The sequence below is a fragment of the Terrabacter ginsenosidimutans genome, from assembly GCF_039539425.1.
In the GTDB taxonomy this organism is placed as follows: domain Bacteria; phylum Actinomycetota; class Actinomycetes; order Actinomycetales; family Dermatophilaceae; genus Terrabacter; species Terrabacter ginsenosidimutans.
Genome location: NZ_BAABDC010000001.1, coordinates 1,011,250 through 1,027,805, shown reverse-complemented (window position 1 = coordinate 1,027,805; position 16,556 = coordinate 1,011,250). Strand labels below are relative to the sequence as shown.

The 16,556-nt window shown below is 71.8% G+C and carries 18 protein-coding genes; 5 read left to right on the top strand and 13 right to left on the bottom strand.

Annotated elements, in window-relative coordinates; translation table 11 throughout:
* Positions 1 to 47: 47 nt before the first annotated feature.
* From ABD831_RS04790 to ABD831_RS04780, 3 genes are all read right to left on the bottom strand, one after another.
* Positions 48 to 2,360, bottom strand: coding sequence for an RCC1 domain-containing protein (locus ABD831_RS04790; RefSeq protein ID WP_344942300.1), 2,313 nt, complete (start codon positions 2,358 to 2,360; stop codon positions 48 to 50).
* 280 nt (positions 2,361 to 2,640) lie between these two features.
* On the bottom strand, positions 2,641 to 3,447 hold the full coding sequence (locus ABD831_RS04785) for a GTPase domain-containing protein (protein WP_344942298.1): 807 nt from the start codon (positions 3,445 to 3,447) through the stop codon (positions 2,641 to 2,643).
* Between the two features lie 291 nt (positions 3,448 to 3,738).
* On the bottom strand, positions 3,739 to 4,116 hold the full coding sequence (locus ABD831_RS04780) for a VOC family protein (protein WP_344942295.1): 378 nt from the start codon (positions 4,114 to 4,116) through the stop codon (positions 3,739 to 3,741).
* Between the two features lie 112 nt (positions 4,117 to 4,228).
* Here ABD831_RS04780 and ABD831_RS04775 point away from each other — a divergent pair, with 112 nt between their 5' ends.
* The 4 genes from ABD831_RS04775 (at position 4,229) to ABD831_RS04760 (ending at position 6,064) form a co-directional block, all read left to right on the top strand.
* Positions 4,229 to 4,429, top strand: coding sequence for a hypothetical protein (locus ABD831_RS04775; RefSeq protein ID WP_344942292.1), 201 nt, complete (start codon positions 4,229 to 4,231; stop codon positions 4,427 to 4,429).
* A 138-nt stretch (positions 4,430 to 4,567) separates the two neighbouring features.
* Positions 4,568 to 4,720: a hypothetical protein gene (locus ABD831_RS04770; protein WP_344942289.1), complete on the top strand. Its 153-nt coding sequence runs from the start codon at positions 4,568 to 4,570 to the stop codon at positions 4,718 to 4,720.
* A 100-nt stretch (positions 4,721 to 4,820) separates the two neighbouring features.
* A complete protein-coding gene (locus ABD831_RS04765) occupies positions 4,821 to 5,516 on the top strand; it encodes a response regulator (RefSeq protein WP_344942286.1) in 696 nt (231 codons plus the stop codon).
* An 80-nt stretch (positions 5,517 to 5,596) separates the two neighbouring features.
* Positions 5,597 to 6,064, top strand: a complete 468-nt coding sequence (locus tag ABD831_RS04760; protein ID WP_344942283.1) for an SRPBCC family protein — start codon at positions 5,597 to 5,599, stop codon at positions 6,062 to 6,064.
* Positions 6,065 to 6,077: 13 nt separating this feature from the next.
* Here ABD831_RS04760 and ABD831_RS04755 read toward each other — a convergent pair whose 3' ends face one another.
* From ABD831_RS04755 to ABD831_RS04735, 5 genes are all read right to left on the bottom strand, one after another.
* Positions 6,078 to 7,214 carry a VWA domain-containing protein gene (locus ABD831_RS04755; RefSeq protein ID WP_344942280.1) on the bottom strand — a complete coding sequence of 379 codons (1,137 nt, stop codon included), beginning with the start codon at positions 7,212 to 7,214 and terminating at the stop codon, positions 6,078 to 6,080.
* A 1-nt stretch (position 7,215) separates the two neighbouring features.
* Positions 7,216 to 8,220 (bottom strand): VWA domain-containing protein, encoded by a 1,005-nt coding sequence (locus ABD831_RS04750; RefSeq protein ID WP_344942277.1) that lies wholly within the window; start codon positions 8,218 to 8,220, stop codon positions 7,216 to 7,218.
* A 51-nt stretch (positions 8,221 to 8,271) separates the two neighbouring features.
* Positions 8,272 to 9,252, bottom strand: a complete 981-nt coding sequence (locus tag ABD831_RS04745; protein WP_344942274.1) for a DUF58 domain-containing protein — start codon at positions 9,250 to 9,252, stop codon at positions 8,272 to 8,274.
* Positions 9,231 to 10,343, bottom strand: a complete 1,113-nt coding sequence (locus ABD831_RS04740) for an AAA family ATPase (RefSeq protein WP_344942271.1) — start codon at positions 10,341 to 10,343, stop codon at positions 9,231 to 9,233. The genes ABD831_RS04745 and ABD831_RS04740 overlap by 22 nt, the downstream gene beginning before the upstream one ends.
* A gap of 82 nt (positions 10,344 to 10,425) precedes the next feature.
* On the bottom strand, positions 10,426 to 11,346 hold the full coding sequence (locus ABD831_RS04735; protein ID WP_344942269.1) for a S1C family serine protease: 921 nt from the start codon (positions 11,344 to 11,346) through the stop codon (positions 10,426 to 10,428).
* 107 nt (positions 11,347 to 11,453) lie between these two features.
* Here ABD831_RS04735 and ABD831_RS04730 point away from each other — a divergent pair, with 107 nt between their 5' ends.
* The gene (locus tag ABD831_RS04730) at positions 11,454 to 12,377 is read left to right on the top strand and encodes a CHAD domain-containing protein (protein ID WP_344942267.1); all 924 of its coding nucleotides are present in this window, start codon (positions 11,454 to 11,456) and stop codon (positions 12,375 to 12,377) included.
* Positions 12,378 to 12,458: 81 nt separating this feature from the next.
* Here the strand turns inward: ABD831_RS04730 and ABD831_RS04725 are convergent, their stop codons facing one another.
* The 5 genes from ABD831_RS04725 to ABD831_RS04705 form a co-directional block, all read right to left on the bottom strand.
* Positions 12,459 to 13,946 (bottom strand): sulfatase family protein, encoded by a 1,488-nt coding sequence (locus ABD831_RS04725; RefSeq protein ID WP_344942265.1) that lies wholly within the window; start codon positions 13,944 to 13,946, stop codon positions 12,459 to 12,461.
* Entirely contained in the window at positions 13,943 to 14,590 is a 648-nt protein-coding gene (locus ABD831_RS04720; RefSeq protein ID WP_344942262.1) for a DinB family protein, read from the bottom strand. Before ABD831_RS04720 ends, ABD831_RS04725 begins: the two co-directional genes overlap by 4 nt.
* 68 nt (positions 14,591 to 14,658) lie before the next feature.
* Positions 14,659 to 15,486, bottom strand: a complete 828-nt coding sequence (gene yidC / locus ABD831_RS04715) for a membrane protein insertase YidC (protein WP_344942260.1) — start codon at positions 15,484 to 15,486, stop codon at positions 14,659 to 14,661.
* A gap of 102 nt (positions 15,487 to 15,588) precedes the next feature.
* Positions 15,589 to 15,915 carry a hypothetical protein gene (locus tag ABD831_RS04710; protein WP_344942257.1) on the bottom strand — a complete coding sequence of 109 codons (327 nt, stop codon included), beginning with the start codon at positions 15,913 to 15,915 and terminating at the stop codon, positions 15,589 to 15,591.
* Between the two features lie 62 nt (positions 15,916 to 15,977).
* Positions 15,978 to 16,499: an AAA family ATPase gene (locus ABD831_RS04705; RefSeq protein ID WP_344942253.1), complete on the bottom strand. Its 522-nt coding sequence runs from the start codon at positions 16,497 to 16,499 to the stop codon at positions 15,978 to 15,980.
* Between the last annotated feature and the right edge of the window lie 57 nt (positions 16,500 to 16,556).

Below are 16,556 nucleotides of genomic sequence, written 5' to 3'. Positions count from 1 at the left end.
GTGCCCGGGTCCGGGTGAAGGTCACCTTGGCAGGTCGTTCGACATCGTCAGTTGAGACTCGTCACCGGCATCGGCCAGAGAGCCGTGGCCGTGGTGGAGTCTCCGAGTTGACCGCTGCTGTTGAAGCCCCAGCACCGTGCAGTCCCATTGGTGAGGACGGAGCAGCTGTGCTGCCACCCCGCGCTCAGGACCACGACTCCGGAGTCCAGACCGGCGACAGGTACCGGCACATCCGACTCGCCGTTCGACATGTTGCCGAGCTCGCCGTCCGTGTTGTAGCCCCAACAGGTGGCCGAGCCGCCGGTCAGCGTCGCGCACGTGAACTGGTACCCGCTGCTGATCGAGACGACGCCGGAGCCCAGGCCCGTCACCGTCACGGGAGTGGTCGAGTCGGTGTTGGTGCCGTCTCCCAGCTGCCCGCGCCAGTTGCGGCCCCAGCAGGTGGCCGCGCCGCTGGTCAGCACGGCGCAGGTGTGCTGGTAGCCCGTCGCGCTGATGGATGCCACGGCGGAGCTCAGCCCCGTCACCGGCACCGGTGAGGTCGAGCTGTCGAGGGTCCCGTTGCCGAGGGCGCCGGAGGCGTTGTAGCCCCAGCAGCTGGCTGAACCCGTCGTCGACACTGCGCACGTATGGTTGACGCCCCCGCTGATCGAGGCGACTCCGGACCCGAGCCCGGACACCGCGACGGGCGCACTCGCGTCGGTGGTGGTGCCGTTGCCGAGCTGGCCGTCGCCGTTTCGTCCCCAGCACACGCCAGCGCCGTTCGCGAGGACCGCGCAGGTGTAGGACGACCCGGCGCTGATCGACGCGACGCCTTCCCCCAGCCCGGCCACGGGCACCGGCACGCTCGAGTCGACGCTCGTGCCGTCTCCGAGCTGTCCGTACGCGTTCATGCCCCAGCAGTAGACGGCGCCGTTCGACGTCAGCGCGCACGTGTGGTCGCCGGATGCGCTGATCGAGGTGACTCCAGAGTCCAGGCCGGTCACGGCCACCGGCACCAGCGAGTCGGTGGTCGTCCCGTTTCCGAGCTCCCCGTCGTTGTTGGCGCCCCAGCAGATGACACCGCCGCTGTTCAGCAGTGCACACGTGTGCGCCGAGCCGGCGCCGATCTGGGCCACCTCACCGAGACTGGCAAGGTGGTAGCCGGCGACATCGGCGATCAGCTGGACGGTGCTGCCGCTGTTGTTGGTCAAGGCGATGTCGCCGTTCGCTCCCACCTTGGCCACGACCAGGTTGGGGATCGTCTGTCCGGGCGTGAAGTTGAGGTTCGAGGCGGTGGGCATCGGGGTCTGGTCCGGGTACACGGTGATGTTCCCGGCCGACTTCGGACCGGTGACCGTCACGTTGAGCACCACGGCTCCGGCGCCGATGGCAGGGACTCCACCGCGGCCCGCGACCCGTAGGTGAACCGTTCCGTGCGGTGCGACGAGGTTCGAACCACCCAGGCCGGACCTGGTGTCAAGCATCCGGCTGGGGGGCAGGGTGACGTAAGCGCCCGTGTCTGTCGGGGCACCGGGTTCGATGGATGTTCCCGCCACGTAGTACCCCGCGACATCAGCGATCACGTCGACGAGACCACCACTGTTGTTGGTCACGGCGATGCTCCCGTCGGGACCATTCATCCCCACCTTGACGACGACGAGGTTGGGGATGGTCTGACCCGCGACGAAGTTGAGGTTGGAGGTGGTCGGCGTCGAGGCGCCGTTCGGGTAGACGGTCAGGTTGCCGGCCGCTCGGGGAGCGGTGACGGTCACGTTCAGCACCAAGGCGCCGACGCCGGTGGTCGGCACGCCGCCGACGCCCGGGATCGACAGGTGAATGGTGTCGTACGGTCGCACCGGTCCGGACGATCCGGTGTTCACTCGCGTGTCCAGGACGCGCGCCGGTACCAGCGGGACGTAGGCGCCGGGGACGCTGGGGACGCCGCCGAGGTAGAAGCCGGCAACATCAGCGATCAGCTGGATGGTGCCCCCACTGTTGTTGGCCAAGGCGATCTTCCCGTTGGCCCCGACCTTGGCGATCACGAGATTGGGGATCGTCTGGCCGGCGGTGAAGTTCAGGTTGGAAGCGGTGGGCTTGCCTGCGCCGTCTGGATAGACGGTGACGTTTCCGGCTTTCTTGGGTCCGGTGACCGTCACGTTGACTGCCACGGCACTGACACCCGCGGTGGGCACGCCGCCGCGGCCCAGGACCGACAGGTGGATCGTGCCGTACGCCGCGACCGGACCTCCCGCGCCGAGCGCCGTCCTGGTGTCCAGGAGCCGGGCCGGGGTCAGCGGTGCGAAGCTGCCGGGCGCGCTCGCACTCCGAGCCGAGCCCGCGGAGGGCGCACCGAGGGCGGCAGGCGCAGGCGACGCCACGGCTGCTGGCCCAACGGACGCCAAGGCTCCGACCATCGCCAGTACTCCGGCCGACGCCGTGACCAGCCGTCGTCTCCACGTCCCACGCATCAGCTGACCCCTCGAGTCCGTCACGGGCCAACCGCATCCGGGCCGGCCGGTACCGAGACCTCACAGGCCCGACCCAGCACTCACCGGCGGAATCTGGGCCAGATGCAGGCCGGCAAGCTCCAACGACCAGACGATAGACAAGAAATCGCCCAACGAGGGCTGAACGGGGTAATCGAGGAGAAAGCGCCGCTCAGGCGTGACCGCTCAGCTGACCCAGTCGGTCGGCGAGGGCATCGACCATGGCTCCGGCGCGCTTCTCGGGGAGCGCCGACTTGCGGTCGCCGCCCTGGCTCGCCACCGGGAGCACGTCGATCGAGAGCTTCGCGCCGCCGGCCAGCGCGCGCAGGGCATCGACCCTGTCGGCGAACGGCGAGCCGCTGCCCGGGGAGTAGTAGCGCAGCACCTCGTCGACGTCGTCCGGGTAGAGGTCGACCTTCGTCACCGCGATGATGAGCCAGATCGGCTTCTGCCGGCGCACGGCCATGGAGGCGATGCGGTGCGACGTGATCGTCCAGTCCTCGAGCTCTGCGGCGAGCTGTTCCTCGCGGGTCGCGGTGGCCACTCCGGTGGTGCCGGCGGCGCGACGCGGTGTGGCATGGCCGTTGGCGACGACGTGGATCACCCCGTCGACCGGCTCGTCGTGGAAGACCTCGTCGAGCGCGCCGAGCCGCGTGGCGGCGTTGTCCCCCGGGACGACGAGGAAGCGGAAGCCGTGCAGCTTGGCGCCGCGGCGGGTCCGGCGCTCCATCACGGCCGAGCCCACCTCGGCCACGGCGTCGTCGGAGGAGCGGCGGGTCAGCCGGTCCACGAGCTGGCTCTTGCCGACGCCGGTCATGCCGGTCACGGCCACCATGGGATAGCGGGCCCGCAGGAGCCGGCTCATCCGCTCGGGAGCCGATGCGAGCGCGGTCAGCAGACCGCCGGCGACGGTCGCGCCCAGAGCGGTGCGACTCGATGTCGGCAGGATCGTCCGGATCCGGGATGAAGTCTGGGACACGATGCCCTCCTCGGCGAGCTGGTCGGGAGCCAGTTGGCCCCCTAGAGCCTACGTTCCACCGGTCTCGGCTCGCGCATTGCGGTGGGGCCGAGACTCCTGACGGGCAGCGCGCTGTCTCCGCCGCCCGGTCAACAGGGCCGCGCCCAGCTGCTGCGCCTCGTCGCTGAACGCATCCGGCGCGATGCCGCAGGTGTTCAACGGTCCTCCCGTGCCAGCGGGACCCTCCTGGGCGTCGTACCGAGCTGGTTCCCGCGACCGTACCGCTCTCCTCTCCCGGTGGCCGGGCCGTGATCACGGGGTGGGCGGGTGTTCGGCCACACAGAACAGGTTGCCTTCGGGATCGGCCAGCGTCGTCCAGCGCACGTGAGGGTGCTCGTCGAGGACGTCCCACTGCCAGGTGGCCCCGCCGGCGACCAGTCGGTCGACCTCTCCCTGTCGAGCTCCCCACGGCACGGTGAGGTCCAGGTGGATCGTGAGGCGGTCCGGGCGAGGCCCGGCCAGCGGCTGGAAGAACATCGCGAACCCTCCTGGGCCGACAGGTGGGAGGTAGACCGAGTCCCCGTTGGCGGCGGGCGTGCCGCCCGTGACCGTCGCCCAGAAGGTGGCCAGTGCGCCCGGTTCCTCGGCCTCGACGTTGATCGATCCGAGGGTGATGCGAGAGGCGTTCATCCTGGCGACAGTAGCCACCGTTACCCGGTGACGGGCTCGGCCATGGTGCCGGTGTGGTGGCCGTGGGACCATCGGGCCATGGCGAGGGCGTCCATCGCGGGGCGATGACCGGATGACGTACTTCTGGTCCGCGGTCGGCGTGGTGCTGGTGCTCGGCATCGGGCTGATCGTGGGCGGCTCGCTGTCCGGGCCGGGACGCGATGGGCGTGACCTGTCCGCGCGGCGCTCCGTCCAGATGCAGGTCGGCGCGGTGATGGTGGGCGTCTCGTTGTGCGTTCTGGTGATCGCCTACCTCACGGCCGACTGGCCGTAGGTCGCCGCGAGAGTCCTCATGGCGGTCGGTGCGCCGGACCGGACCGACCTGACGAGCCGCGGGTGGACGCACCTCGAGGACGCTGGCGGTCACACGAAAGACCTGCGTCACAGGTGTGGTGCGAGGACACTCAGTCAGGTGAGACTCAGGAACTTCCCGTGCTGGGTCATGGGCCACATGTTCCGGGTGAAGCCGGGCGACAAGGAGATGCTCGTCTGCCAGCGCTGCGGCAAGCAGGAGCTCCTGGCGATGAAGCGCATGCGCGACAAGACCGACAGGCCGTGGGTGTAGCCACGCGCTTCGCCGGCCCGTGGACGCCGGGCTGAGTCTCCTGCCGAGACGGCGTCTCCGACGGCGCCCGCTCGTGCGTCAAGATGGGACGGTGCCCCCGGTGCCTCTGGTCACGGACCTCATCCGCGTGCTCGTCGTCGACGACCACGTCCTGTTCCGCCGAGCGCTGCAGGTGGTCCTTGCCGTCGAGGAGGGCATCGAGGTCGTCGCAGAAGCGGCCGACGGCGTCGAGGCAGTCCGCGAGGCGGAGAGGACCGTCCCCGACGTCATCGTCATGGACGTCGGCATGCCCAAGCGCGGAGGCATCGACGCGTGCCGGATCATCAAGCAGCACGTCCCGTCGGCGCTCATCCTCATGCTCACCGGTTCCGACGACGATGACGACCTGTTCGAGGCGATTCGCGCCGGGGCCGACGGTTACCTCCTGAAGGGCGTGACCGAGGACATCGCCACCGGAATCCGTGGCGTGACCAACGGCGAGTCCCAGCTGTCACCCGCCATCGCCACCAAGCTGCTCCTCGAGTTCCGACACATCCAGGAGCGTCATGGTGCCCCGGCGCCGGCACCCACTCCTGAGCTCGAGGGGCGGCCGCACCTGACCGACCGCGAGGTCGAGATCCTCCAGCGCGTGGCGCAGGGCCGACTCAACCGCGAGATCGCCACAGAGCTGGGCATCTCCGAGCACACCGTCCGCAGCCACATCCGCAACATCCTCGAGAAGCTGCAGGTGCACTCGCGCACGGAGGCGGCGATGTATGCCGTTCGCCAGCGACTCATCGACCCCGGCGGCGAGTGACCCGTGGCCGTTTGCGTGCGGAGACCCGACGCAGTGCCTAGCGTTGCAGGTGGTCGCCGTTCGTACCGGAACGAGAGGTCGTGGCTGTGAGCGTGGTGCGGTTCGAGTCGCGAACGGTGGTCCGTCGCCCGGCGGGTGACGTCTTCGAGCGCCTGGCGGACCTGCCGGGCTACGGGCGGTGGATGCATCGCGACGGCGTGTTCGGGGGTACCGAGCTGACGTCACCAGCGCCCGTCCGTGCCGGGACGACCTACGTCGACCGCACCAGGATGGGCCGCTTCGTGGGCGAGGTGACCGAGCACGTCCCGGCGACGCGGATCGCGTTCAGCGAGACGCTCGCCTGGTTCGGCCACCCACTGACCCAGGCCCGCCCGGGCTACGTGCTCGAGGCCGACGGCGACTCGACGGTGGTGCATCACGTGGCCGAAGCCGAGCTGTACGGGCCGATGCGGCTCTTCAGGCCCGTTGTCGCGTGGATGGTGGCCCGCGAACGGAGCCACACCCTCGCCTCCCTCAAGCGCTCGCTCGAGGGTGGGCAGGCACGCTGAGCCCGATGTCCGCTCACGCGGACGAGCGGCGCAGTGAGATGGCGAGTCCTGCCAGCAGGAGAGCTGCCGCCAGCAGGCCCACCGCCGCGCTGAGGTCGATGTCCTGCTCGCTCACCGTGACGTGCTTGGGCAGGTCCGCGAGCACCTTCGTCAGGCCGTCGGCGTTGGTCGCGGCGAAGTACTCGCCGCCGGTCGTCCGCGCGACGCCCCGGAGTGCGGCCTCGTCGACGACCAGGAAGTTGCGACCGCCCATCGACCCGGCACCGGCGCCGCTGAAGTCGTGGACCCGCGGCTGGAAGCCGCCGTACTGGTCGCGCGTGCAGGCCATCTGGGTCGGGTTCGTCGTGCCGAACCCGATGGGGTAGACGCGCACCCCACGCGCCGCGGCCTGCGCCGCCGCCTGCGCCGGTGTCACGCCGCGGGTGTTCGCGCCGTCGGTCAGCAGCACGATGATCTCCGGTGCCTTGTCCGCCGCCGCGTCCGCCGCGCCGCTTCCGTCGCGACCTGCGGGGCCACCAGTGGAGGAGGGCGTCGGCGCGGGCGTCGGATCCACCAGACCGGGCCCGTCGGTCGTCGGCTCGTCGACGGCGTCTGCCGGTGCCACGTTCGGGTCCAGCTCGGCGATGGCGTCGATGGACCGCAGGATCGCCGCCCCGATCGTCGTGCCGCGCCCGGTCGTCACCGCATCGATCGCCGTCAGCAGTGCGTCCCGGTCAGCCGTCGGCGCGACGGCCAGCTCGGCGAACCCGGAGAAGACCACGAGCCCGACCTTCGTCTCGTCGGGCTGCCCCTCGACGAACGACCGGACCGCAGCCTGCGCCGCGCTCAACCGGTTCGGCGCCACGTCCGTCGCGCACATCGACCCCGACACGTCCAGAGCCAGGATCACCGTGGAGCTCGACGTCGGCACCGTGGCCCGCACCGTCGGCCGCGCACTCGCCAGCCCCAGCAGCGCCAGCGCGCACAGCACCAGACCCATCGGCACGTGCCGCCGCCACGAGACCGACCCGGCTCCGGCAGCCCGCAGGAGCGCGACGTTCGAGAAACGCACGACCTGCCGCCGCCGACGCCGCAGCTGCCACACGTAGACGCCGAGCAGGACCGGCACGGACAGCAACGTCACGAGGAACAGGGGCACCCCGAACGACATGTCAGATCACCCGCCCCTGCCGCAGCACCGACACCGTCGCCCCACCGAGCAGCAGCAACCCGGCGAGTGCCGCCACCCACGACGTCACCTCGTGGGGGACCGTCCGCGTCGTCCACTGGAGCTCGATCGAGTCGTAGACCGCGGTCAACGATGCCGCGTCCGACGCCCGCCGGTACGTCCCGCCCGTCGTCTCCGCGACCGCCCGCAACGATGTCTCGTCGAGAGCCGTCGCGATGCTGAAACCGTCCACCTGGATCGTCGTCCCCGCCGGCGTCCCGAGCCCGATCGGCTCGATGCGCACCCCCGCGGCCGACGCGAGCTCGGCCGCGCCCGAGGGTGCGACGTCGGTCGTGTCCTCGCCGTCGGTGAGGAGCACGATCGCCGTCCCACCGTGATAGCCGATCGGCGTCTCCTCGGACGTCCCCGAGCCGGCCCCTTGCTCGGTGTCACCGGGGGGCTTGACCGGCTTGCCGACGATGGCGCTCAAACCCCCGAGGATCCCGTCGCTCAGCGACGTGTCGCCGGAGGGCTTCAGCCGTGCCACTGCCGCGAGCACTGCGGCCCGGTCGTCCGTCGGCCGCTGGGTCACCAGCCCCGTGCCACCGAACGCGACCACCGCGATCCGGACCGACGGCGGCTGCTTCGCCACGAAGGCGCGCGCCGCGGCCTTCGCCGCCTCGAGCCGGGAGGGCTTCACGTCCGTCGCCGCCATGCTGCCCGAGACGTCGAAGGCGAGCACGACCGTGCCCTCCCGGTGCGGCTCCGCGACCGACGCGACCGGCCGCGTCAGTGACAGCACGAGGACCGTCAGCGCCGCGAGCAGCAGCGCCGCTCCCAGGTGCCGCCACCGGGACCGCGGCGGCGCCCGCATGACGAGGCCGTCCGCCGCCAGCGCCGCCCGCCGCGCCTCCTGTGCCCGCAGTCCGCGCTTGTAGAGGACGACGAGCACCGGCACGACGAGGAGCCCCGCGAGCGCCCACGGCCACGTCAGCGACAGCTCGCTCATCAGTGCCACCTCACGACTGCCACCTCACGACTGCCACCTCATGCGCCCGTCTCATCGCCGACGCCTGCGCCGCAGCTCGGAGACCCGCATGAGCGACCGCACGAGGTCGTCGTCCGTCCGCACGGGGTAGAGGTCGACGCCCGCCTTGCGTGCCCGCGCCTCGAGGTCGGCCTGCCGCGCGGCCGCGGCCGCCGCCAGGCGCGCCCGGAAGCCGAGGTCGCTCGTGTCGACGAAGATCTGCTCTCCCGTCTCGGCGTCCTCGACGTAGACACCGCCGACATCGGGCAGCTCGCTCTCGCGCGGGTCGACGACCTGGATCGCGACCACCTCGTGCCGTCGCGCCAACCGGGACAGCGGTGCCTCCCACCCGTCCGCCGAGATGAAGTCGGACACGACGAGCAGGAGCGAGCGCCGTCGCGCGATGCCGTGGGCCGCCGCGAGCATCGCGCCGAGGTCCGTGACCGTCCCCGACGGAGCGGGGACGGCAGCGCGGCCGGGGTGACCCAGCACCCGGCGTACGCCACGACGTTGGCCCGACGCGGCGCTCTCCCGGTGGGTGGCCTCTCGACGGTCGAGGAGCGTCTTCGCGATGCGCAGCACCTGGTTGCGACCCGAGGCCGCCGGGATCACCGTGTCGACGCCGGTGTCCATGATGATCGCCCCGACGCGGCTCCCGCCACGGGTCAGCACGTGCGCGAGGGTCGTCGCCACCTCGGCGAGCACGAGGTCCTTCTGCCGGTCGACCGGCCCGAAGCCCATCGATGCCGAGTGGTCGAGCAGCAGCCACGCCGTCAGCTCGCGGTCCTCGACGAACTCGCGCACGTAGGGCTCGTCGAGCCGCGCCGTCACGTTCCACTCGATGTGCCGCAGGTCGTCGCCCGGCACGTACTCCCGCAGGTCGGTGAAGTCGAGGCCCGCCCCGCGGAAGAGCGTCCGGTAGTCGCCCTGGAGTCGCCCGTCGAGCCGCCGCACCACCCTCCACTCGAGGCGCCGCAGCAGGCTCTCGGCGCTCAGCGGGGTGGTCGCGCCCATGTCGTGTCACCCGGTCCGGTGGTGCCTCCCGCGGGGATCCCGCCCGACTCGACACCGAACGCGCCCGCCACCGGGCCGCCGGGGCCGGCTCTCATCGCCTGGCGCTCCTGCTCACGCAGCGGCGCGGTCGGCGCCGGCACCGCCTCGAGGATCGGCGTCAGCAGGTCGTCCGGCGACAGGTCCTCCGCGAGCGCCTCGTAGGACAGCACGATCCGGTGCCGCAGCACGTCCCGCGCGAGGTCCCGGACGTCGCCCGGCAGCGCGTAGTCCCGTCCCCGCAGGAACGCCAGCGCCCTGGCCGCCAGCACGAGGTTGATCGACGCGCGCGGGCTCGCGCCGTACGTCAGCAGCCGCGCCAGGTCGTCCCTGCCCACGCCTGCCGGCTCGCGGGTCGCGTTGGCCAGCCGGACGGCATACTCGATGACCGCAGGATCGACGTAGACGGCGTCCGCCTCACGCTGGAAGCCACGCAGCATCTCCGGGTCGAGCACCTGCACCGTCGCCGCCGCAGCAGCGATCTGCCGCTCGACGACGACGAACTCCTCGGCGGCAGAGGGATATCCGATCAGGACCTTGAGCATGAAGCGGTCGACCTGCGCCTCGGGCAACGCATACGTCCCCTCCGACTCGATCGGGTTCTGCGTCGCCATGACGAGGAAGGGGTCGGGCGCCGGGTACGTCTCCCGCCCGATCGTCACCTGCCGCTCCTGCATGACCTCGAGCAGTGCGCTCTGCACCTTCGCCGGCGCCCGGTTGATCTCGTCGGCGAGCACGAGGTTGGCGAAGACCGGCCCGAGCGAGACCTGGAACTCGCCCTCCTTCTGGTTGTAGATCCGGGTCCCCACGAGGTCGGCGGGCACGAGGTCGGGTGTGAACTGGATGCGCTGGAAGTCCCCGCCGATGGCCTGCGCGAGCGTCTTGACCGCCATCGTCTTCGCCAGCCCGGGCACGCCCTCGACGAGCAGGTGTCCCCGCGCGAGCAGCGCGACGAGCATCCGCTCGACGAGCAGGTCCTGCCCGACGATCGTCCGCTTCACCTCGTAGAGCGCCTGCTCCAACGCGTGCCGACCAGTGGGTGCCTGTTCGTCCATGCCGTCCTCCTGCTCTTTCACGCCTGGGTCACATTCGTCGATGACGTATGCCGGGTGGCCGCCTCGCCCTCGAGGCTCGGTCTCAGCGGGGCGGGCTGCCTGCTGCCCCAGCGGCTGTCGCGATGGGGACCGCGAAGCCGATGCCGACGAAGAGGCTCTGGTCGGTCGGGTTGGCCAGGCCCGTGACGATGCCGACGACCTGCCCGGCCTTGTTGAGCAGCGGCCCGCCGGAGTTGCCGGGATTGACGGCCGCGTCGATCTGGATGAGGTGCTCGAGCGTGCGGTCGCCGTCGACGCGCACCGTCCGGTCGAGCGCCGACACGACCCCGGCCGACAGCGAGTCGGTGAGCCCGAGCGGGTGGCCGACGGCAAAGACGGGCGCCCCGACCGGCAGCGCACCGCCGAGCACCGCCGGCACGACGGTCTCGGGCAGCTTCGAAGGGGTGAGGGTCGCGATGTCGCTCTGCGGCGCCCGGGTCGCGACCTTGGCCGGCGACGTCGTGCCGTCGGCGAAGGTGACGGTGATCGCCGTCGAGCCGTCGACGACGTGCAGCGCGGTGAGCACCGTGCCGTCGGCGTTCACGACCACGCCTGCGCCGCTGCCCTCGGCCGCCCGCCCGCCGACCGTCTCGCGGGTCTGGATCAGCACGAGCGACGGCTCGATCGCGGTGTGCGCGACGGACCCGTCGGCCGGGGCGGCGGCGTCCGCCTCCGCCTGCTTCGCGATGCCGCGCTGGACGCTCGTGTCGACGTCGCGCTGCGTGAGCACGGGTGGTCCGGGAGGTCGCGTCACGGCATACGCCACGACGAGCCCGACGATGACGACGAGCGCGACGAGGACCCACCAGGTGCGACGCCGCACCCGGCCCAGTCGGGTGCGCACCTTCTCCCGCCGGCTCGGTGGCGCAGGGTCCTCGGACTGCGGGTCCGGCGCGCGCAGGGACTGCCGGGCGCCTGGTGCGACGGCGGTGTCCGGTGCAGGGGGAGCGGTGACCCGTGCCACCTTTTCGACTGTACGTTTCCGCTCCGTTAGGCGGCAGGGCCTTGTCCAGACTTCACAGGATCCGGCGAAGCGGGGACGTGCGCCTCACCCGCCGGGTATAGAGGGGTATGCCGTCCGTCGGGACCCTCGTGCGCCAGCGCCTCGCCGATCAGCGCGATGCTCTGCGCGCTGCCGAGGGGGCCGTGCGCGCCGGCGAGCCCACGGGCCTGCACGACCTGCGCGTCGCCATGCGGCGCATCCGATCCCTGCTGGCCACGTTTCGCCCCATCTTCGACACGTCGGTCACCGAGCCGCTGCGTGCCGAGCTCAAGGACGCCTCGGGACGCCTCGGGCAGTCGCGCGACGCCGAGGTCGCCACCGACAACACCGACCGTCTCCTCGAGGGCATCGAGAGCGCCGGGCTCGACGAGGATGCCGTCGCCGGCCTGCGCGCCCGGCTGCGGCTCGACGCGATCGCGGCGGGCGACGACGTCGAGGAGACGCTCGACTCGACGCGGTATGCCGCGCTGTCCATCCTGCTCGACGAGCTCGTCGATCACCCGCCCTTCAACGACAAGGCGCAGCGTGACGCGCTCAAGGTGGCTCGCAAGCGGGTGCGGCACGAGGCGCGCCGCTTCGCGAAGCTGGCGGCGGCAGCCCGGGCAGAGGTGCCGGAGGACGGGACCCCGACGACCGACCACGGGTCCGCGGTGCAGCCCACCGTCGACCACGCCGCTCGGCTCCACGAGGTGCGCAAGGCGACCAAGCGACTGCGCTATGCCGCCGAGACCGCGCGTCCTGTCGACGACGAGCCGATGCGCCGGATCGTCAAGCAGGCCAAGGTGGTGCAGACGGCCCTGGGCGACCACCACGATGCCGTCATGACTCGCGTGGCCCTGCGCCACCTGGCGCTCGACGAGGCGGTCGGTGAGGCTGCCGCGTTCCTGCTCGGCCACCTCGACGCGGACGAGCAGCGCGCCATGACGACGATCGAGGCGCGGGCGTGGCAGGCGGTCGACGGCCTCCAGGAAGAGCTCGACGCGGCGCTCTGACGACCCCGCGCGCGCATGACCCTCCCCGTCGAGTGCCCACTTCTCGACGTGGCGACGTGGCGACGTGGCGACGTGGCGACGTCAGGTGCTGGTGGCCTCGGCGATGAGGCGGGGGACGGGCTGGTCCGGGTGGGGATCGTCGCCGACCTCTTTCTGGGCCAGCCACATCCGGGCCTCGAGCTCGTCCCGAACCTGCGCGTAGGCAGGGTCGTCCGCGACGTTGAACAGCTCCTCGGGGTCGGCCTCGAGGTCGTAGAGCTCCCACTCCTGCGCGAACCGCCGGTCGGAGCATCCGGGCAGACCGAGGCCGTCGTTGTAGAAGAAGATCAGCGTGTAGCGGTGCGTCCGATAGCCGTAGTGCGCCCCGACCTGGTGGCTGCTGTCGTCGTGCATCCAGTAGCGGTAGTAGAAGCCCTCGGTCTCCCGATCCCGATCCGACTGCGCCGCAACAGGATCCGTCAGGTCGCCCCAGAACGACCGACCCTGCATCCGCGAGGGCACGCCGACCCCCGATGCGTCGAGCAGCGTCGCCGCGATGTCGACGTTGGTGACGATCCGGTCGAGTGCCTGACCCGGCGCGACGGCACGGGGGTAGGACAGCACGAACGGCATCCGGATCGACTCCTCGTACATGAACCGCTTGTCGAACCAGCCGTGGTCACCGAGGAAGAAGCCCTGGTCGGAGGAGTAGACGACGATCGTGTCGTCGAGGTCGCCCCGCTCACGCAGCCAGTCGGTGATACGCCCGACGTTGTCGTCGACGGACGCGACGCACGCGAGGTAGTCCTCCATGTAGCGCTGGTACTTCCACAGCGCCTCCTCGTCGTGGCTCAGTCCCTCGGGAACGGGCTGCTTGAGGTCCTCGGCCGTCAGGTGGTCGGCGACGCGCATCGCCGCGCGACGCGCCGTGTCGGACCGTCCGGCGAGGTCGTCGGTGAACGTCGCGGGCACCGGGATCGGCGTGCCTCCGAGAGGCCCGCCCTCGGCATACAACCCGTCGTGGGCGGCGTCGGGCTCCCACGGCCGGTGCGGCGCCTTGTGCCACACGAGCACGCACCACGGGTCATCGCCGTCGAGCCCCTCGACCCAGCGCTGCGCGAGGTCGCTGATGAGCTCGGTGGCATAGCCCTGCTCGACCCGCAGCCCGTCGGGGGAGAGGAAGCGCGGGTCGTGGTACTCGCCCTGGTCGATGAGCGCGTCCCACCGGTCGAAGCCCTGCGGGTCGTGCTCGACGCCGTCGCTCGTGCCCTGCCCCATGTGCCACTTGCCGACGAACGCCGTGCGGTAGCCCGCCTCGCGCAGCGCCGTCACGAAGGTCGGCTGCGACGCGTCGATGGGCGTGTCGAGCGTCGTCACGCCGTTGACGTGGCTGTAGGTGCCGGTGAGGATCGAGGCCCGGCTCGGCGCGCACAGCGAGTTGGTCGCAAAGAGGTTGTCGAGGCGCACCCCGGCCGCCGCGACCGCGTCGATGTGCGGCGTGCGGTTGACGACCGAGCCGTAGGTGCCGATGGCGTGCGCGGCGTGGTCGTCGCTCAGCAGGAAGACGATGTTGGGCCGGCGCGTGCTCACGACCCGCCCTCCCCGCTGACCGGTTCGGTGCGGTGGGCATCGGCAGCAGCCTGGATGCGGGCGACGTGGTCGGCCCACCACGCGTCGCCGCCCAGGTCGTCGTGGTCCCGACCGCCGCGCCCGTCGACGGACTCACGCAGGACGTCGGCGTGCCCGGCGTGCTGGGACACCTCCGCGACACACCGCACGAGCAGCGAACCGAGCGTCGTGCGGCGGCGCTCCTCCGGCCACCACGCGACGCTCGCGGGGGCGTCGAGCGGCAGCTCACGCGCGACGGCGTCGCAGTGCGCCCACGCACGCCGGTAGAGCGCGACGAGGTCCTCGCGCGACTCCTCTGCCGTCGCCCACATGTCGGCCGACTCCCAGATCGAGCCGTCCTCGACCCAGGGCAACCGTTCGCCCGACGGCCGCCCGACGGAGTCGCCGAGGTAGGCGAGCTCGACCCCGGCCACGTGCTTGACGAGGCCGAGCAGGTTGGTGCCGCTGGGCGTCAGCGGCCGACGCACGTCGTACTCGCTGAGGCCGTCGAGCGCCTGCAGCAGGGCGTCGCGGCCCTGCTGCAGGTAGCGCAGCAGCTCCTCGGTCATCCCCGCGTCCCTGGTCGCGGTCGGTGTGTTCGTCGGTGTGTTCGTCGTCGCGCTCACCCCGCCCACGCTAGACGCGACCCCTGACCGTCAACAGGGATGACCAGGTATGCCGTGTGGCCCGGTCGTCAGGACGCCGCGCCTTCCAGCGCCCTGGCCTCCCGACGGGCCGCCGCCGGCGAGCCCGGCGTCGGGGCCAACCGCCAGATGAGGCCCTGCTGCGCGAAGGTCCACGCGTTGTTGAACAGCCAGTAGACGATGAGCCCGGCCGGCACAAAGGCCGCAGCGGCGAGAACGCCCACGGCGCCCAGCCACGGCATGAGGCGCTGGACCGTCGCCATCCCCTCGGGCAGGTCGGCGACGTTCGTCGTCGGCAGCACGAACCAGCGCTGCGCGAGCAGGCTGAGCAGCGCCGCCCCGAGAGCGACCGCCACCATGACGAGCCCCGCGGGGAGGCTCGAGCCGAGTGTCGGGCCGAGGTGGCTCGTCAGGTGCAGGCCGGCGACCGACGCAGCGGATGCCGACGCGACGAGCCCCGCGTCGAGCGCGCCGACGGAGTGCCCGGCAGTGAGGTCGGAGACGACGCGGTAGAGCGCGTAGAAGAGCGGCAGCTGGAGCAGCGCCGGCGCGAGGCTCCACCCCGAGACGCGGTGCTCGGCGTGAATCGCCTTCTGCTCCGCGCGCATGGCGGTCAGCTGTTCGAGGTCGCGGCTGCCGGCATAGCGCTGGCGCAGCTCGCGCAGCTGGGGCGCGGCGTGGGCGCGGGCGTGCGACGAGCGCACGCCGTGGATCGTGACGGGCAGCAGGACCGTGCGGACCGCGACGACGAGCAGCAGGACCGCGAGCAGCCACGCGCCCGCGGAGCCGGGGGTCAGGCCGAGCGCGCCGGCGGCGTCGTGGGTGGCCGCGAGGACCGCGGCGACAGCGTTGGTGACAGGGGAGAGAAGGGCAGGCATGGGTGAGCTCCTCGGCTCGGCCCGGCCGGGGTGTCGCCGGCGGGCCAGTTCTCGAACAGGGTCAGGGCAGTGGCCCGGACGCCGCGAAGGCGGCGGACGGGGTCAGTGCCGACCCGGAGCTCGAGGACGCTGGGGGCAGCTCGGCGCGTCGAGGGCGCACCAGTAGGCGGTCGACGCGCGCACCGCGCCGGCGACGCCCGAGGGGCGGGCGCGGACGGGCAGCGGCTGCACGACGTGCTGACCGGTCGAGGCCATGACGGCCGTGAGCAGTCCGACCGCGGCTGCGGTGAGGAGCACCTGCCCGGGGCTCGCGTGGGTCACCGAGCCGGTGAGCGACCCGAAGAGGACGACGAGAGTCGCGGCCAGGGGCGCCACGAGGGCGGGCAGCGACGTCGCCCGAGAAGACGTGCGCTCACGCAGGACGCTCATGCGCCGTCTCCTCTCGTCGACCCGGGTGGGCCGCTGGTGGCTGGACCCACCTCGAGCGTACGTCACGGGCTGTCCCACACCGCCTCGACCGCCGCGGCCTGCTGGTCGGGGTCGAGGTCGCGCACGTCGAGCACGTGGTCGGGCGCGAGGCCCGCAGCGTGGTCGGCAGACGCGTCCGCCACGTGGAGCGCCACGAACTCCTCGTCGGTCAGCCACACCGTCCGGGTCGCCGCCCGCCGCCGGGCCTCCTCGAGCGGCACCGTCAGGTGCACGACGAGGCAGCCAGGCAGCAGCTCGCGGTAGAGCGCCGACGTCTCCGGGGTCAGCACGTCGGCGATGACGACGTCGATGCCCGCGCCGACGACGTTGCCGGCCAGGGCACACGCGTTGCGCACGCCGAGCCGTTGCTGGCGAAGGCCCTCGTCACCGTCCCACGGCGCCGCCCCGCCCGACACGACGAGCTGACGCACGTCGTCCACGTCGATGACCGCGCACCGCTCACGAGTCGCCGCGACCGCGCGGGCCGTCGTGGTCTTGCCGACCGCGGGCGGTCCGGTGAGCACGAGGACGCGGCGACACGGCATACGTCCACTGTGTCGTATCGGGCGTCGCGTATGCCGTGTGCGGTGGTGATCCGGACC

What these genes read in the sequence shown, in the direction of transcription:
- ABD831_RS04740 (WP_344942271.1), bottom strand. Translation starts at nt 10,343, where the DNA reads ATGGACGAACAGGCACCCACTGGTCGGCACGCGTTGGAGCAGGCGCTC.
- ABD831_RS04750 (WP_344942277.1), bottom strand. Translation starts at nt 8,220, where the DNA reads ATGAGCGAGCTGTCGCTGACGTGGCCGTGGGCGCTCGCGGGGCTCCTC.
- ABD831_RS04730 (WP_344942267.1), top strand. Translation starts at nt 11,454, where the DNA reads ATGCCGTCCGTCGGGACCCTCGTGCGCCAGCGCCTCGCCGATCAGCGC.
- ABD831_RS04755 (WP_344942280.1), bottom strand. Translation starts at nt 7,214, where the DNA reads ATGTCGTTCGGGGTGCCCCTGTTCCTCGTGACGTTGCTGTCCGTGCCG.
- ABD831_RS04745 (WP_344942274.1), bottom strand. Translation starts at nt 9,252, where the DNA reads ATGGGCGCGACCACCCCGCTGAGCGCCGAGAGCCTGCTGCGGCGCCTC.
- ABD831_RS04775 (WP_344942292.1), top strand. Translation starts at nt 4,229, where the DNA reads ATGACGTACTTCTGGTCCGCGGTCGGCGTGGTGCTGGTGCTCGGCATC.
- ABD831_RS04710 (WP_344942257.1), bottom strand. Translation starts at nt 15,915, where the DNA reads ATGAGCGTCCTGCGTGAGCGCACGTCTTCTCGGGCGACGTCGCTGCCC.
- ABD831_RS04705 (WP_344942253.1), bottom strand. Translation starts at nt 16,499, where the DNA reads ATGCCGTGTCGCCGCGTCCTCGTGCTCACCGGACCGCCCGCGGTCGGC.
- ABD831_RS04780 (WP_344942295.1), bottom strand. Translation starts at nt 4,116, where the DNA reads ATGAACGCCTCTCGCATCACCCTCGGATCGATCAACGTCGAGGCCGAG.
- yidC (WP_344942260.1), bottom strand. Translation starts at nt 15,486, where the DNA reads ATGCCTGCCCTTCTCTCCCCTGTCACCAACGCTGTCGCCGCGGTCCTC.